This is a genomic window from Protofrankia coriariae (genome assembly GCF_001017755.1).
In the GTDB taxonomy this organism is placed as follows: Bacteria; Actinomycetota; Actinomycetes; order Frankiales; family Frankiaceae; genus Protofrankia; species Protofrankia coriariae.
This window is the reverse complement of sequence record NZ_JWIO01000023.1, coordinates 54,271-70,098: the sequence shown is the minus strand read 5'-3', so window position 1 is coordinate 70,098 and position 15,828 is coordinate 54,271. Positions and strand designations below refer to the sequence as shown.

Below are 15,828 nucleotides of genomic sequence, written 5' to 3'. Positions count from 1 at the left end.
CCAGCCGCGCCCACCGGCTCGCGTGGCGCAACGTGAACAGGTCATGATGCGTGGCGTCCACTGACGACAGCCCGAACAGGGTGTTCGTGATGATGGGGAACAAGGCGATGAGGACGCACACAACGGTGCGTGACCAGAACCCGTACCCGAGCCAGAACCCGATCAGCGGGACGATCGCCAGGATCGGGATCGTCTGGAGCACCACCGCCCACGGGTAGAACGACCGCTCCACCCACCGCGCCTGGCTCATCAGCACCGCGAAGAGCATGCCGAGCGCGGCGGCGATGGCCAGGCCGACAAGCGCGACCTGCGCGGTCTCGCCCAGCCCGGTGAGGATCTCGTGGAAGGTCGGCCAGTCCCCGAACCCGTCAGTGACCACCTCGTGCGGCGGCGGGAGAAGAAAGCGTCGACGCGGCGCGAGCGCAAAGTAGCTCACCGTGTACCAGACGCCGACGACCACAGCGAGCACCGCCAGCGGCGGCACCGCCACCCGCACAGCCCGGCCCCAGCGGGAATGTGCGGGTGCGCCTCGTGCCGGTCCAGCCGGTCCGGCCGGTCCCGCCGGCGGCACCGGGAAAGCGGGAGACGGGGGCCGCGGCCGCTTCACCGCGGTCACGCGAAGGATTCCCGCAACGCCTCGGAGACGGTACGCGCCGTACGCCCGAAGGCCGCGTCGAACCGCAGCTCCACCTGCCGTGGGTAGTCGAACGGGACGTCGATCTCGGCCAGCACCCGTCCCGGACGGGTGGACAGGACCACCACCCTGCTGGCGAGCCAGACCGACTCCACGACCGAGTGCGTGACGAACAGGCTGGCGAACCGCTCCTGCCCGTACAGCCGCAGCACCTCCTGCCCCAGCCGCTGCCGGGTTATCTCGTCGAGCGCGCCGAACGGCTCGTCGAACAGGAACAGCGACGGCCGGACGGTCAGCGCCCGCGCCAACGACACCCGCATCCGCATGCCACCGGACAGCGCCCTGGGCCGGTGACGTTCGAAACCCGTGAGCCCGGCCAGCGAGATCGCCTCCGCGACGAGCCGGCGTCGCTCGGGCCTGGGAACACCGTCCAACTGGGCCAGCAGGCCGACGTTGCCCTCCACGCTGCGCCACGGCAGCAGCGTCGGATCCTGGAAGACATAGCCGGGAACGGCAGTGCTCACGACTACCGTCCCGTACGAGGGCTCGGTCAGGGCCGACGCGATCCGCAGCAGCGTGGACTTGCCCGACCCCGACGGCCCGACCACCGCTACGAACTCACCCTCTCCCACCGTGAAAGAAATGTCACGCAAGGCTTCGGTCCCGTCCGGGAAAACCTTTCCCACCCCGGTAAAGGCCAGCGCGATCCCCGCTGGGGTGAGGGCCCCAGGATCGTGGCGAGCGACCGGTTGCCGGACAGCGGGTAGCTCGCTGTCGTCTGCCACGCCGGGTCCTTCCGACCAAGTCCTGCAAAGTGACCGACCGAACGGTCTCTGACCCGGATCGTAGCTCTGTGCGTCGAGCATCACGGTGACATCGGCCGCCATGACCAGACGGCGTTTTCTCCCTACGCTTTCGCGCCACGCCATCTCCGTTGCCCCATCCGGTCGCGCGATCGAACATCCGTCAGACGCGCCCTGGCAGGCACCGGCGCGCGGGCATACCTTTGTGCCGCTTCCATCCCATGTCCGCGAAGGAGACGCCCCAGTGGCAGAGGACACGTCGACTCCCGCCAGTCCCGACCCGGGCCCTCTTCCCGGCGGCCCTCCGGCGGACCCGACGAAGGTCTGGAACTTTCAGTCCGCCGCCATTACCGAAAACCAACCTGGCTGGGGTGGCGATCTCGGATTCGACACCACGGTCGCCCACAACGCCCGAGTATGGAACTACTGGCTGGGCGGCCGGGACAACTTCCCCGCGGACCGCGAGGTCGGCGAACAGGTCCGGCAGATGTTCCCCGGCATTGTGGACGTGGCCCGAGCCGATCGGGCGTTTCTGGGCCGCGCCGTGCGTTACCTCGCCGGCGAGGCGGGGATTCGTCAGTTTCTCGACATCGGCACCGGACTGCCGACCGCGGACAACACCCACGAGGTCGCCCAGCGGATCGCCCCCGACAGCCGGATCGTCTACGTGGACAACGATCCGCTCGTACTGGTGCACGCCCGTGCCCTGCTCGTGGGAATCCCCGAGGGCGCCACCGACTACATCGACGCGGACGCCCACGATCCCGGTTCGATCCTGCGGGCCGCGGCCGAGACCCTGGACTTCGCGAAACCAACCGCGATCATGTTTCTCGGCAGTCTGAACTTCATCCTCGACACCGACACGGCGGTCGCGGTGGTCGACCACCTGATCGACCACGTGCCATCCGGCAGCTACCTGGTGGTCGCGCACCCGACGCACGAACTCGGTGGCGAGGCCAACGCCGCGTCCATGCGCCACTGGAACGAACACGCCACCCCGCCGATCACCCCCCGCAGCCGCGACGAGGTCGCCCGTTTCTTCCACGGCCTGGAACTTCTGGAGCCCGGCATCGTGTCCTGTTCCCGATGGCGGCCCGATTCCGCCTCGGCTGGTGGCCTTCCTCCAGAGGTGCCCCAGTTCGGCGCTGTCGCGCGCAAGCTCTGAAGCGCTCGGTAGCATACGGCTCCAACGCGGCGCGACAGCCGCAGCACAGACCGCTCCCCGGGCCAACCGTCCTGGTCACGGCGTGATGATGTTCGTCGTCTCGGTCATCGACGTACGCTCGGGGTACGCTATCGTCCGGTCCCGGCGGGCGTGTCGCGGCTGAGCCAGCGCACAGCGGGTTTGTCCACGCCAAGCGCGGCTGCGGGGGTGCAGAGATGACCGACCTTTCGGGGGGTAGTCCCACCGCGCGCCGGATTCTGCTCGGCTCCCAGCTGCGCAAGCTGCGGGAGAACCGCGGGATCAGTCGGGAGGAAGCCGGCTACCACATCCGGGGCTCGGAATCGAAGATCAGTCGGCTGGAGCTCGGACGGGTCAGCTTCAAGGAACGAGACGTCGCGGACCTGCTGACCTACTACGGCATCACCGACGCCGCCGAGCGGGCTCCGCTGCTGGAACTGGTCCCGGAAGCCAACGCACCAGGATGGTGGCAGCCCTATGGTGACGTGCTGCCGAGCTGGTTCGCGCCATACATCGGCCTGGAGGAAGCGGCCACCCTCATCCGCAGCTACGAGGTCCAGTTCGTTCCCGGGCTGCTGCAGACCCCCGACTACGCCCGAGCGGTCATCGCGGCCGGCGGCCACCACCTGACACCCGACGTCGTGGAGCGGCGGGTCGCGGTCCGGACAAGTCGGCAGCGGTTGCTGTCGCGGCCGAACCCACCCCAGCTCTGGGTCGTGCTCGACGAGGCGGCGTTATGGCGGTCGATCGGCGGACCGGCAGTGATGCATGCCCAGCTTGAGCATCTGGCCGCCATGTCCACCCGGCCGAACATCACGATCCAGATCATGCCGTTCATGCTCGGCGCCCACGTGGCCGAGTGCGGCGCGTTCACCATCCTTCGCTTTCCCGGGCCGGAGTCACCCGCGGCGGACCAGACCGACGTGGTGTACCTCGAGCAGCTCACCGGAGCCCTTTTCCTCGACAAACCCCACGAGGTCGACCCGTACCTACAGGTCATGTCCCAGCTGGCCATAGCCAGCGCGCCCCCGAAGGTCACCGTGGCCACGCTCACCCGGATCGCCTGCAAGATCGGGACATAGCCGTCGGCCCGCCCCCGGCAGCACGCCCCCCGGCAGCACGCCGCGAGAGCGGTCGGTCGGTGGCGAGGGGTGGGCGGATACTCGATGGCTGTGAGGTTTTCTGCGTCCACGGTGGCCCGGGAGCTTGCTGATCTGCCGTATGTGGGCTATCTGGAGCCGCTGGGTCGTGGGCTGGAGCGGGAGAGCGTCTATGAGACCGTCCATGCGGACGGAGGCACCTTCGATGACGTCGACGCCAGCAACGCGCGGTTCACCGAGTCCGCGTTCTCCTCGGTGACGTTCAACGGCGGTCGGATGCGGCGTGCCCGGTTCAACGACGTGTGGTTCCACACCGTGCGCTGGGTGGGTACCGATCTGGCGGAGACGAACTGGCTGGACACGGAGATCGTCTCGAGCGCTCTGGCGGGCGTGGAGGCGTTCGGCGCGCAACTGCGTCGGGTGGCCTTCTTCAACTGCAAGTTCGACTCGGTGAACTGGCGTACCGCCGCTCTGCGGGAGGTGCAGTTCGTGAACTGCCTGCTGCGGGACGTCGACTTTGGCGGTGCGACGCTGACAGGCGTGACGTTCCCCGGCTCGACGCTGGACGGGGTGCGGCTGGACAAGGCCCGTCTGAACGAGGTCGACCTGCGTGGCGCGGCTCTCGGGATCACCGAGGGGATCGACGCGCTGAAAGGCGCCACCATCGACACCGTCCAGCTACTGGACCTTGCGCCGCTGCTCGCCCGGGCGCTCGGCATCACCGTCAGGAACAGCTGACGAGCCAGAACCGCTCTTCGCGGGCGGCTCCGGCAGGGATCGAACATCTCGACAGGGATCGAGCCTGCGACCACTCGCCTGTAAGGCGAGCGCTGTCCAGCGAGCTGTCAGCGGAGGCCGCACACGACGGGTGGCCGGTCGTCGAGAGGAAGCGGCAGAAGGGCTCGTGACCGACTTCCGCGCCTGGACGGCGTCCGCGCCGAGCCATCTGACCAGGGCCGATCTCTCAGGGCCGGATCGGGTTCGCGTTTGCTCGCGCCGGGTCGGTCAGAGGATGCGGGGGGCGTCCTCGGTGACGGTTCCGCCGATGTCGGCGTGGCCGGGAGGGCCCGGGCGGGCGTGGATGACGGAGCCTCTGCCGTGGTGGAGGGTCAGGGCCCGGCCGAGATCTCCTGACGGTGCGCCGGGTCGGGGACGACGCTGGCGGCGTCCTCGACGACTCCGAGGGGGTTGCCGTGGTTGCCTGCCTGGTCGGTGAAGACCCGTACGACCCGTACCGTAACCACCGCTGGTGTCTCCCCTCGGTTTCCAGGCGCTCCGAGGCCATCCTGCCCGTTGTCACCCGGTCACAGCCACGGCTTCAGCGATCCCGCCACCGATCGCGGAGGCGAGACCGCGCCGGACGAACGGCCGTGTCCGGCGCGCGCCGCCGGCACCGTGAAGTTCGGCCTCAGCGGTCCTGCCGGCCCTCCGTGAGCCAGGATTCGACATCGGTGGCGCGCCACAGGTTGAAGTAGCGAATGTGCTGGGTCGGGGCTGGGAAATCCTCCCGGTGGGAGAGCCGCCGAGCGTGCTCCACCGAGATCCCCAACCGCCGGGCGATGTCGGCGGTGGTCCACAGAAGCTCACCCGCCACACCATCATGTTACGCGCCGGCCCTCCGGCGGCCGGCCAGGCCGTTTCGGGCGGTCCCGCACCGGGCTGCCAGACGTGTCCAGCGGCCTGTCGTCGCCCGTCCTGAACACCGGAACACGGACCCAGGACGGTCGAGCCGTCATCATGTCACGTTTAGCGACGAAACCGAGACGAGTATCTCCGTTCGCCTGCCGACCCACCGGGCCCATCCGATGCATCCACTCCACACCAGAAGTACATGAACCAGAAGTGCATGAAAGGGCGACGAGGGTCTGCTCCGAAGTTTCTGGCATTGTTTCTTGAACTGTCCGCTCCATACCTCCGGAGACATCCGCAGAAAGATCATACGACACGACTGTCGATCATGCTGATCGCGATTTTTCGGTGTAGGCTTTGCGAGCAGAAACCCGAGCTTCACGGAACATGCGTACCGCCGAGTGGGATGTAACAGTGAAAAAGGTCGTTCTGTCGACGGATCCAATTTTTCGTATCGACGGCAAACTGGCTGTCGGCTATGCCGCGAGAAGGTTCGGGCCAGGCATCCGGAAGGTCGTTTCAAACGCGGCGGCGTCGCTGACGACTCCCCTTCTGCCCGACAACTACCTCGAGCTGGTCAACCCGCTCTGGTCACGCCGGCAGATGTGGGGCAGGATCGAGGCCGTCCAGCCGGAGACCATCGACGCGGCGACACTCGTGATTCGTCCGGGCCTGGGTTGGACCGAGCACCAGGCTGGCCAGCACGTCCGGCTCGGTGTCGATGTCGACGGTGTCCGGTACTGGCGTACATATTCGCTGTCCTCACCGCCGGAACGCCAGGACGGCCGCATTTCGGTGACCGTGAAGGCCGCCCCTGACGGCCTGGTCTCACGTTATCTTGTCCATCGTGTCACGGCGGGTACGGTTGTCCGCCTGGAAGGTCCTCGGGGTGGGTTCGTGCTGCCTCCGGCACCCCCGCCGCGGCTGCTTTTCCTGACTGCCGGCAGCGGAATCACACCCGTGATGTCGATACTGCGTGGCCTTGTGCGACGCGGCCAACTGCCGGACCTGGTCCTCGTGCATTCGGCGCCGACCCCGCGGGACGTCATATTCGGCGCCGAGCTACGCGGGTTGGCGGCGCGGCTGCCAAAGCTGCGTCTGCACGAACACCACACGCGGACGCGTACAGACGACGGCCGGTACACCGGCCGTCTCACCGTTGCGGCGCTGCCCGCGATCTGCCCCGACTGGACCGAACGGTGGGCCTGGGCCTGTGGGCCGACCGGCCTGCTGGATGACGCCGAGGCGTCCTGGCAGCGAGCCGGGCTCGCGGACCGCCTGCGGGTGGAGCGTTTCCAGCCGGCGGTCCGCCGTGGTGGTGTCGGCGGCCGGGTCCGGTTCGTCAGGAGCGGGCGGGAGGCAAACGCTGGCGGCGACACACCGCTGCTGGTAGTCGGTGAGAACGCCGGCGTCCTCATGCCCAGCGGCTGCCGCATGGGCATCTGCCACAGCTGCGTGGCACGACTCACCGCTGGCCGCGTCCGGGACCTGCGCACCGGCCTGGAACACGGCGACGAAGGCGAACTCGTCCAGACCTGCGTGTCGGCGGCGGCCGGCGACGTGGAAATCGACCTGTAGGGAGTAGGCACATGGCAGGCACCTCGACTTGTCACCAGGCACGACAATTGTCTGCGGTCACTTTCCGGATGGCGCCGAGATCTTCACCCAGGAGCAGATCGAGAGTGAGACCCGCGGCGAACGGTACCTGCGGCAGCTACTGGGCTCGGCCAACATCGACGGACCCGTGCTGCTCCATGTTCTGAGCGGGAACCTCAGCCACCAGATCGAGCACCACCTCTTCCCCGACCTGCCCAGCAACCGCGCTGCTCACCCAGCACCCGGACAGCGAACGGTTCCTCACCGCCGTGTACCTCGCCGTCCGCGAGACCCAAAGAAACCTGAAGGTCATCCTCTGCTCGGCGGGCCACACCCCGTCCTGTTCCGCGACCGCGACCGCGACCGCGCCGTGCAACCAGTCGGTGCACACGGTCTCGCCCTCGGGCTCTTCGACAACGCCGATCTCACCAGCACTCGGATACGCCTCCGGCCCGGCGACATGCTCCTGCTCTACACCGACGGTGTCACCGAGGCCCGTCGCGGCCGGGAGCAGTATGGCGACGACCGCCTGCGGGCACTCGTCGCCAACACCGAACCCGCCAGCGCCGACCAGCTCACCTCAGCGGTCGAAGCCGCGGTCATCGACTTCGCCGACGGCCCGCCCCAGGACGACATCGCCATCCTCGCTGTCTTCCTACCGTGAGGGCTTCCTACCGTGAGGGATCTTTCACTCCAAACCACCAGACTGGTGACAGAGAGCGAGAAATATGGAGTGCTGGCACAGGATGTTTCGTCGACCGGACAGTCGTGGTCACGCGTGCTGCGGTAGCCTCCTCAGCCCGGGGCCGGCGCCGTGCTCGGGATCACCCGGCGGTCGGCGCACGAATGCTTCAGCGCTACCGTGCGTCGGACAGACACCAGCCGATCTTCTACCCGTATTCTGGCTATGATTCAGACCGGTCGCTATCCTGGCCTCTATGGAGACTATTCCGATCACAGAGGCCAAGGCCCGGATCGCCGAGCTCGCCGACCGGGTCGCGCGGGAGCACGACCACTTCACGATCACCCGTAACGGCCGGGCCGACGTCATGCTGATCTCGGTGGCAGAGTACGAGTCGATGCAGGAGACGCTCGATCTGCTCTCCGATGACGAGGCCCTGGCCGATCTACGCCAGTCGCGGGAGGACTTCGCGACAGGGGACACGTTCGCCGTGGAGGAGGTCCGGGCCGAGTTGGAGCGCCGCCGCGGGGCGGCCTGATGGCCGCCAGCGACGAGGAGGCCGACGCAGGCGCCGCCGAGAAGCCCAGCCCGTACACGGTCCTGCTCTCCCGGCAAGCTCGCCGAAACCTCAGCGAGCACCTTCCGCTGGACGTGGCGATCGCGGCGACGGAGGCCATCTACCACACAGTCGCCCTCAGCCCCTCCCGAGCGGGCAAGCCACTCAACGAACCCTTCGACGGGTACTACTCGGCCCGCCGTGGCACCTATCGGATCATCTACCGCATCGATGAAGCCAGACGTGTCGTAGAGATCCACTCGATCCGCCACCGCCGCGACGCCTACCGCGCATAGGGAGACAGCAGGAGCCGCGAGATCTGTCACGTCCCGCCTGAACGCCTCCGCGCGGCGCTGTCGATGGACACCATGCTGTCCGTCACCGACATCTCGGCCACCGCGGTGACGGGAACGGAGAAGGCGCCGGACGGAACAGGAGTGAGCCGCTTCCGGCTACACGGTTGACTACACAACAACCCTCGAATGAGGGAGCTTACGGTAACGGCGTGTTGCACCCCACTCGCCGGGCCGTTCAGCGGGAACGGCCCGGCGAGTGGGGTGCGGTGAGCCTGACCGACGTGCGGGCCTCGGCGGAAGTACCTGTCCCTCAGCGGATCAACTTCAAGGTCTGCCGCCGTACACCGACGTCCGCCGTCTGGGCTACACGTTTAACTACACCGCAGATGCGGACCTGGTGCCGGACGGAACTCCGGAGGAGCATCCGGCACCAGATAGATCATCTTTCTCTCTTGGACCTGGCCAGTTGATCGACGGAGATCATGGCAGCCAGCCCAACCGCCAATGCCGCGCCCAGCTCCTGATCAACCAAGGCAACGACAGCGCAGAGTACGAGAGTCAGCAGCATCAAGAGCCGCCGTCGACCTCAGGTGCCTTCGTGGACCCTGCCTCACAAGATCGCGAACGCGATCCTCGGCACACCCGAACCGCCCGCCGACCAGGCCGCCCCTGAGCCGCCCGACGCAGCCGATGGGACGGAGGAAGAAGGGCCGCAGGCCGAGTCCGCGTAAGCCACGTTCGCGGATTCGTTCGCACGGGGGCCGTGACCCGCCCCGTGCTGACGGGAACTCACCGGCGAACCGCCTGGTACTGCAGCGTGGAGACGCGGGGACTTGAACCCCGAACCCCTGCCTTGCAAAGGCAGTGCTCTGCCAATTGAGCTACGCCCCCGGAGACGACCCAACCAAGAGTACGACACCAGGGCTCCGGTGGGCCGGAGTGTGACTCTACGGCGGCCGAGCCGGCCGCGTACGGCGCGGGGGCTCCAGAGCCGGGACGTGGGAGGCCCGCCGTCGCGCAGGGGCGGATCGCGATCCCTCTCCGTGCATCACGACTCCGGACGCGACCGGTGTTGTCGCGATCCGCCGGACAGCATTACCTGATTCACTGTAAGTTAGGTTAACCAAACTTAATGAAGTCAGTCACAGGGGCGGGCCGCGAAGGGGTGCACAACAGGCCGTACACAACGGAACACGAAGAGATGCACAACCTTGACACCGACGAATTATTCCGAGTATAGGTAAGCCTAACTTAACTAATAATCATGACATGGTGCTCCGCCTGAGCGTCCTCGGACGAGGTGCGTCTGGTCAGCGCCGACGCGGTCACATGACTGGAAGGGCAGCCGTGGTAGGACGTCTGCACGAGCGGGCCGGAGAACTGACAGAACTCGGTGTCCACGACGTGATCGGGATCGGGTTCGGGCCTTCCAACCTCGCCCTGGCGATCGCCGTCGAGGAGTACAACGCCCAGGTGGAGCCCTCTGCGGCGCTGCGGGTCACCTTCCTGGAACGCCAGAAACGCTTTGGCTGGCATCGGGGAATGCTGCTCGACGGCGCCACCATGCAGGTGTCCTACCTGAAGGATCTCGTCACCCTGCGCAACCCGGCGAGCGATTTCAGCTTTGTGTCCTACCTGCACGGCCAAGACCGGCTGGTGGACTTCATCAACCACAAGACGATGTTCCCGTTGCGGCACGAGTTCCACGACTACCTGGAGTGGGCGGCGGGCCGCCTCGACCATCTCGTGGAGTACGACTCGGAGGTCGTCGACCTACGGCCGGTCACCCACGGCAGCGAGATCGCCTTCATCGACGTGGTGAGCCGGCGCGGCGGGGACCCCGAGCGGACCGAGGTGCGCCGCGCCCGCAACGTCGTCATCGCGGCCGGTCTGGAACCTCGCACACCGGACGGGTTCGAGATCACCGAGCGGATCTGGCACAACCACGACCTGCTCAACCGCGTCAACGCCATACCGTCGACACCGCGGGAGCGGTTCCTCGTCGTCGGCGCCGGCCAGAGCGCGGCCGAGGTGACCGAATACCTCCACTCCAACTTCCCGCGGGCCGCGGTGCACACGGTGTTCGCCCGCTACGGCTTCAGCCCCGCCGACGACAGCTCGTTCGCCAACCAGATCTTCGACCCGACCGCGGTCGACGACTTCTTCCACGCGTCCGACGAGGTCCGGGCGATGCTGCTCGACTACCACCGGGGGACCAACTACTCGGTGGTCGACACCGACCTCATCGACGAGCTGTACCGCCGCCTCTACCAGGAGAAGGTGCGCGGCGCCGAGCGGCTGCACATGGTGCGGGCGTCCCGGGTCATCGACCTGGAGGACGTCCCGGACGGCGTCCGGGCGACCATCGAGTTCCTCCCCACCGGCCGGCGCCAGACCCTCGATGTGGACGTGGTGGTGCTGGCCACCGGCTACCGCCCCCGCGACCCGTGGCGTCTGCTCAGCGGTATGGCGGCGGTGTGCGACGTCGACGACACCGGTCGGCTGCGGGTGCGGCGCGACTACCGGGTGGTCACCTCGGCGGGGACCACGGCCGGCATCTACGTTCCGGGCGCCACCGAGTACGCGCACGGCATCTCCTCCACGCTGCTGTCGAACATCGCCGTCCGAGCCGGGGAACTCCTGCGCTCCGCCCTCGAGCAGGTCGACGACCAGGCCTATGACCGTGGCGACGATCGCGCTGACGGCGCGTCGGCCGCGGACGGGGTGGCCGCCGACGCACCGGCCCTGGCGCTGGGCTGACCAGACGCTGGTACGGCTGACCAGGCCGGTACGGCCGCACCGGCACCTGCCGGCCGCGCCNNCACCTGCCGGCCGCGCCGACCGCGCCGGGCATGGCGGGCACGGCGACGGCACGGACGAGCCATCCGGTCACCGCCAAGGGATGATCGGCCGCAGTCGGAGGACGACGAGCAACGGACCGGAGGACAAGGGTGCGTACTGGCGGGCCGTCGGGACGGGACGTCCTCATCAGCTCGATCATCAGCCAGTGGCGCCGGATCGCTGTGGGTTCGGTGATGGTCGCGGGGCATCAGGTCGGGGAGGCCCTGGTCCCGGTCCTGATCGGGATCATCATCGATCGGGCCGTGTCGACCGGATCCACCGGCGACCTCCTCCGCTGGCTCACCGTCCTCGCGGTCACGTTCGCCGGCCTTTCGTTCTGCTACCGCTTCGGCGCGCGGTTCGGGGAACGTGCCGCCGAACGCTCCGCGCACAACCTGCGCATCCAGCTCACCCGCCGTGTCCTGGACCCGCGGGCGGGCGCGGAAACCGGTCACCTGTCCGGGGCGCTGGTGAGCATCGCCACGGGGGACGCCCAGCGGGTCGGCATCGTGAACGCGGCGCTGCCCGCGTCGATCGCGGCCGTCACCGGCCTGCTGGTCGGCGCGGTCGCGCTGCTCACGGTCTCCGTCCCGCTCGGCCTGCTGGTGCTGTTCGGCGCGCCGTTCCTGCTGTGGGGGACGCACCTGCTCGGCCGGCCGCTGGAACGCCGCAGCGACACCGAGCAGGAACGCGCCGCGCACGCATCGGGCGTCGCCGCCGACCTCGTCGCCGGACTGCGGGTGCTCAAGGGCATCGGCGCCGAGCCGGCCGCCATCGCCCGCTACCGGCGCACCAGCCAGGACTCCCTGACCGCGACCCTGCGGGCGGCCAGCGCGAAGGCCTGGCACGACGGCGGCGTCCTCGCGCTGACGGGCATCTTCATCGCGTTGGTCGCGCTGGTCGCGGGTCGGCTCGCGGCCGAGGGCGACATCTCGGTCGGTGATCTGATCGCCGCGGTCGGGCTCGCCCAGTTCCTGCTCGGACCGCTGTCGATCTTCGCCTGGGTGAACGCGGAGTTCGCCCAGGGCCGGGCATCCGCCGGCCGCATCGCCTCGGTGCTGGCGACGTCCCCAGCGGTCGGGGCCGGGACGAGGAGCCTTCCCGAGCCGGTGCGGGGCCAGGTCCGCTTCCATGACGTGACCTACGGGCCGCTGCGGGGCCTGACGTTCACCGCCGCCCCCGGCGAGCTGCTGGGGATTGTCGTGGCTGATCCGGCGGCGGCCACCGCCGTCCTGCGGTGTCTGGGACGCGAGGCGGATCCGGACAGCGGTTCGGTCGAACTCGACGGGGTGCCGCTGTCCGGGGTGTACCCGGCGGCGGTCCGCGCCGCGGTCCTGGTGGCCGCGCACGACGCGGAACTGTTCGAGGGAACCCTGATCGAGAACGTCGTGGTGCCCACGCCCCACGGTGGCCCGGCTGAAGATGAGCCCGCCGGACGTCAGCCTGTTGCTGTCGGGGGCGGTCTCACCGGGCATGGCCCCGGAAACGGCTCGGCCGCGATCGGCATCGGTGCCGGGAGCCCGGTCGGTGCCGATGCCGGTGACGTGGTGGAGGCCCGTACCGGGGGTGTGGTTGGACGGGCGCTGGTGGCGGCGGGGGCCGACGAGGTCGCGAGCAGCCTCCCGAACGGTATCGACGAAATACTCGCTGAACGTGGACGGTCACTGTCGGGCGGGCAGCGGCAACGTATCGCGCTCGCCCGCGCACTCGCCGTCGGCTCCCCCGTGCTGGCCGTGCACGACCCCACCACAGCGGTGGACGCGGTCACCGAGGCGCGGATCGCGGCCGGTATACGCGACATCCGCCGTGGCCGGACCACCATCCTGATCACAACAAGCCCGGCCCTGCTCGCGGTGACCGACCGCGTGGTGGTCATCGACGGGGGCACGGTGACCGCCGATGGCACCCATGGCGAACTCGTCCACGGCCACGCGGACTACCGGGCGACCGTGCTCACATGACGGCCACCGCCCCTCTGATGGCCACCGTCCCCACAGCGAGCAGTGTCCACGCTGCGGACAGTGTCCATCTGATGGTCACCGTCCGTATGGAGAACGCTGCCCATGCGGTAGGCGCTGTTCGCGGGACGGACGCCGTCAACACGGTAAGCGCTGTCCACGGGACGAGTGGTGTCCACATAGTGGGCAGTGTCCGCACGGCGGACGGCGTTCATGTGGCGGACGGTGTCCATGTGATGACAAGTGTCCGCGCGAGAACTGGCGCGCGGGCCAGGCGGGTGGCCCTGAGTACTCGTCCTGGCACGATGACCACGCGGGAGAACCGACGATGACCAGCCCCGAGGCATCCGCGGCCAGGCCCGAAGCGTCCGTGAGCAGGCCCGAAGCGTCTGCGGCCAGCCCCGAGGCGTCCGCGAGCAGGCCTGAGGCGTCCGCGGCCAGCCCTGAGGTCTCCGCGCGGACGGACGACGGCCGGGAACTGCTGCCCACCGCGACCAGCGCGCGCATCCGTGCCACGGTCGGCGGGCTGCTGCGTGAGCGGCGGGCGCTGACCATCGCCGCGTTCGGTGTGCTGGCCCTGTCAACGGTGGTCGGTCTGTTCACCGCGCCGCTGCTCGGCCACATCGTCGACCTCGTGGCCGACGGCCGGTCGACCGACGCGATCATCACTCCGGTCGTGCTGCTCGTGGTCGTCGCGGCCGCGCAGGGCGTGCTGACAGCGGTCGGGGTCACCCTCGTCGCCCGGCTCGGCGAGGGCGTGCTGGCCGTCCTGCGCGAACGCTTCGTGGCACGCGCGCTCACCCTGCCGCTGGAACAGGTGGAACGCGCCGGCACCGGCGACCTGACCTCACGCGTGACCAACGATGTCACGCGGATCACCGAAGCGGTCCGCGGAGCGCTGCCGGAGATGGCCCACGCCGCTCTGACCATCGGATTCACCCTGGTGGGGCTCGCGGTCCTCGACTGGCGTTTCACGCTCGCGGCCCTGCTCGCCGCGCCCGTCCAGTTCCAGGCGGTCCGCTGGTACGCCGGGAGCAGCATCCCCCTCTACGCCAGGCAACGTATCGCCGCCGGCGCCCAGCAGCAGCAGCTCCTCGACACCATCGGCGGCGCGGCCACCGTCCGGGCGTTCCGCCGCGACGACGAACACATCGGCCGGGTCACCCAGCGCTCCTGGACCACCGTCGACCTGGCCCTGCGGGGAATCCATCTGATCACGCGGTTCTACGCCCGGCTGAACCTCGCCGAGTTCATCGGTCTCGCCGCCGTCCTCACGGTCGGCTTCCTGCTGGTACGCAACGGATCGGTGACGATCGGCACGGCGACCGCGGCGGCCCTGTACTTCCACAACCTGTTCAACCCGATCAACGTGGCGCTGGCGCTCGTCGACGAGGCCCAGGCCGCGACCGCGAGCCTGGCCCGGATGGTGGGCGTCGCCGACATCCCGACGACGCCGGAACCACACCGGCCCGCCCAGCCGGCCAGTGTGCCAGCCAACGTGCCGGCCGGTGTGCCGGCCAACGTGTTGACCAGCACACCGGATGCCGCGACGGCCGACGCGTCGGGCACCGTGTCGTCCGCGGTCTCGGCCGCCACCGCAGTCACCACGCCGGTCAGGGGGTCGGTCAGCAGGCCGGTGGTCGCGCCGGTCGCCGTGCCGGTGGACGCCTCGGTCAGGGCCGCCGGTATCGGCCACGCCTACCGGCCCGGTCACGAGGTGCTGCGTGACGTCGACCTCGACATCGAGCCGGGCGAACGGGTCGCGCTCGTCGGCGCCAGCGGCGCGGGCAAGACGACCCTGGCCAGGCTCATCGCGGGCATCCACCGCCCCACCAGCGGGTCGATCGCGCTCGGCGGCGTGGGGCTGGACGAACTCGGCCCGGCCGCGGTCCGCCGGACAGTCGTCCTGATCTCCCAGGACGTGCACGTCTTCGCCGGGCCGCTCGCCGACGACCTGCGCCTGGCCCGCCCGGACGCCAGCGACGACGAGCTGCTCGCGGCGCTCGACCGCGTCGGCGCGGCCGGGTGGGCGAAGGCGCTGCCCGAGGGGCTGGCCACCGTGGTGGGGGATGGCGGGCACCGGCTGACCGTCACGCAGGCCCAGCAGCTCGCGCTCGCCCGCCTGGTCCTCACCGATCCGCCGGTGGCGATCCTCGACGAGGCCACCGCGGACGCCGGCAGCGCCGGTGCCCGCATCCTGGAGGCCGCCGCCGAGCAGGCGCTGGCGGGCCGGACCGGGCTGGTCGTCGCGCACCGTCTCACCCAGTCGGCAGGCGCGGACCTCGTCGTCGTCATGGACGACGGGCGGATCGTCGAAACCGGTACGCACGACGAGCTCATCGCCGCCGGCGGGCGCTACGCCGCGCTGTGGGAGGCATGGTCCGACACCCGCGCGCCACAGGACGCTCCCGTCAACCAGTAGAACACCGTCAACCAGTAGAACACCTTCGTCCGGCTGCTCGCGGCCCGCGGGCTGTCCCGCGTCACGCTGGGCTATGGCCACCGCCTTACTGCGCGACCCCCTATTCTGACAATACGTGTCATAGCTAG

The 15,828-nt window shown here is 69.1% G+C and carries 14 protein-coding genes and 1 tRNA gene (1 of these 15 only partly in view); 10 read left to right on the top strand and 5 right to left on the bottom strand.

What is annotated here, in order from left to right:
- Both FrCorBMG51_RS34825 and FrCorBMG51_RS14910 read right to left on the bottom strand, forming a co-directional pair.
- On the bottom strand, positions 1–250 hold the 5' portion of the coding sequence (locus tag FrCorBMG51_RS34825; protein ID WP_476742176.1) for an ABC transporter permease. The gene continues 98 nt to the left of window position 1, outside the view; the window shows 250 of its 348 coding nt (coding positions 1–250); it begins with the start codon at positions 248–250; the stop codon falls past the left edge of the window.
- Positions 251–612: 362 nt separating this feature from the next.
- Positions 613–1,419 (bottom strand): ABC transporter ATP-binding protein, encoded by an 807-nt coding sequence (locus tag FrCorBMG51_RS14910; RefSeq protein ID WP_047223673.1) that lies wholly within the window; start codon positions 1,417–1,419, stop codon positions 613–615.
- 262 nt (positions 1,420–1,681) lie between these two features.
- On the opposite strand from FrCorBMG51_RS14910, the gene FrCorBMG51_RS14905 reads away from it, so the two are divergent.
- The 3 genes from FrCorBMG51_RS14905 to FrCorBMG51_RS14895 all read left to right on the top strand — a co-directional run bounded on the left by FrCorBMG51_RS14905 (position 1,682) and on the right by FrCorBMG51_RS14895 (position 4,458).
- Positions 1,682–2,602, top strand: a complete 921-nt coding sequence (locus FrCorBMG51_RS14905; RefSeq protein WP_200902454.1) for an SAM-dependent methyltransferase — start codon at positions 1,682–1,684, stop codon at positions 2,600–2,602.
- A gap of 215 nt (positions 2,603–2,817) precedes the next feature.
- Positions 2,818–3,702 (top strand): helix-turn-helix domain-containing protein, encoded by an 885-nt coding sequence (locus FrCorBMG51_RS14900; RefSeq protein WP_047223672.1) that lies wholly within the window; start codon positions 2,818–2,820, stop codon positions 3,700–3,702.
- 84 nt (positions 3,703–3,786) lie between these two features.
- Positions 3,787–4,458, top strand: a complete 672-nt coding sequence (locus FrCorBMG51_RS14895; RefSeq protein ID WP_047223671.1) for a pentapeptide repeat-containing protein — start codon at positions 3,787–3,789, stop codon at positions 4,456–4,458.
- 371 nt (positions 4,459–4,829) lie between these two features.
- Here FrCorBMG51_RS14895 and FrCorBMG51_RS32585 read toward each other — a convergent pair whose 3' ends face one another.
- Complete coding sequence (locus FrCorBMG51_RS32585; protein WP_256386266.1) at positions 4,830–4,964, bottom strand: hypothetical protein; 135 nt, start codon at positions 4,962–4,964, stop codon at positions 4,830–4,832.
- 164 nt (positions 4,965–5,128) lie between these two features.
- Positions 5,129–5,314, bottom strand: a complete 186-nt coding sequence (locus FrCorBMG51_RS14890; RefSeq protein ID WP_047223670.1) for a helix-turn-helix transcriptional regulator — start codon at positions 5,312–5,314, stop codon at positions 5,129–5,131.
- A 422-nt stretch (positions 5,315–5,736) separates the two neighbouring features.
- Here FrCorBMG51_RS14890 and FrCorBMG51_RS14885 point away from each other — a divergent pair, with 422 nt between their 5' ends.
- The 4 genes from FrCorBMG51_RS14885 to FrCorBMG51_RS14865 all read left to right on the top strand — a co-directional run bounded on the left by FrCorBMG51_RS14885 (position 5,737) and on the right by FrCorBMG51_RS14865 (position 8,479).
- Positions 5,737–6,927 carry a ferredoxin reductase gene (locus FrCorBMG51_RS14885; protein ID WP_083731221.1) on the top strand — a complete coding sequence of 397 codons (1,191 nt, stop codon included), beginning with the start codon at positions 5,737–5,739 and terminating at the stop codon, positions 6,925–6,927.
- Between the two features lie 28 nt (positions 6,928–6,955).
- Positions 6,956–7,609, top strand: coding sequence for a PP2C family protein-serine/threonine phosphatase (locus FrCorBMG51_RS34820; RefSeq protein WP_476742174.1), 654 nt, complete (start codon positions 6,956–6,958; stop codon positions 7,607–7,609).
- A 274-nt stretch (positions 7,610–7,883) separates the two neighbouring features.
- Entirely contained in the window at positions 7,884–8,165 is a 282-nt protein-coding gene (locus tag FrCorBMG51_RS14870) for a type II toxin-antitoxin system Phd/YefM family antitoxin (protein WP_047223667.1), read from the top strand.
- Positions 8,165–8,479, top strand: a complete 315-nt coding sequence (locus tag FrCorBMG51_RS14865) for a type II toxin-antitoxin system RelE family toxin (protein ID WP_047223666.1) — start codon at positions 8,165–8,167, stop codon at positions 8,477–8,479. The genes FrCorBMG51_RS14870 and FrCorBMG51_RS14865 overlap by 1 nt, the downstream gene beginning before the upstream one ends.
- An 818-nt stretch (positions 8,480–9,297) precedes the next feature.
- On the opposite strand, the gene FrCorBMG51_RS14860 is transcribed toward FrCorBMG51_RS14865, so the two are convergent.
- A tRNA-Ala gene (locus FrCorBMG51_RS14860) sits at positions 9,298–9,370 on the bottom strand.
- Between the two features lie 456 nt (positions 9,371–9,826).
- Between FrCorBMG51_RS14860 and FrCorBMG51_RS14855 the strand changes: the two genes are divergently transcribed.
- The 3 genes from FrCorBMG51_RS14855 (at position 9,827) to FrCorBMG51_RS14845 (ending at position 15,700) form a co-directional block, all read left to right on the top strand.
- Positions 9,827–11,239 (top strand): lysine N(6)-hydroxylase/L-ornithine N(5)-oxygenase family protein, encoded by a 1,413-nt coding sequence (locus tag FrCorBMG51_RS14855; RefSeq protein WP_047223665.1) that lies wholly within the window; start codon positions 9,827–9,829, stop codon positions 11,237–11,239.
- Between the two features lie 191 nt (positions 11,240–11,430).
- On the top strand, positions 11,431–13,281 hold the full coding sequence (locus tag FrCorBMG51_RS14850; protein WP_047223664.1) for an ABC transporter ATP-binding protein: 1,851 nt from the start codon (positions 11,431–11,433) through the stop codon (positions 13,279–13,281).
- 325 nt (positions 13,282–13,606) lie between these two features.
- Positions 13,607–15,700 carry an ABC transporter ATP-binding protein gene (locus tag FrCorBMG51_RS14845; RefSeq protein WP_083731219.1) on the top strand — a complete coding sequence of 698 codons (2,094 nt, stop codon included), beginning with the start codon at positions 13,607–13,609 and terminating at the stop codon, positions 15,698–15,700.
- Positions 15,701–15,828: the final 128 nt, after the last annotated feature.

Bases quoted from the DNA above. Each gene is read 5' to 3' on its own strand.
- FrCorBMG51_RS14900 (WP_047223672.1), top strand. From the start codon at position 2,818: ATGACCGACCTTTCGGGGGGTAGTCCCACCGCGCGCCGGATTCTGCTC.
- FrCorBMG51_RS14870 (WP_047223667.1), top strand. From the start codon at position 7,884: ATGGAGACTATTCCGATCACAGAGGCCAAGGCCCGGATCGCCGAGCTC.
- FrCorBMG51_RS14865 (WP_047223666.1), top strand. From the start codon at position 8,165: ATGGCCGCCAGCGACGAGGAGGCCGACGCAGGCGCCGCCGAGAAGCCC.
- FrCorBMG51_RS14885 (WP_083731221.1), top strand. From the start codon at position 5,737: ATGCGTACCGCCGAGTGGGATGTAACAGTGAAAAAGGTCGTTCTGTCG.
- FrCorBMG51_RS14895 (WP_047223671.1), top strand. From the start codon at position 3,787: ATGGCTGTGAGGTTTTCTGCGTCCACGGTGGCCCGGGAGCTTGCTGAT.
- FrCorBMG51_RS14845 (WP_083731219.1), top strand. From the start codon at position 13,607: ATGACCAGCCCCGAGGCATCCGCGGCCAGGCCCGAAGCGTCCGTGAGC.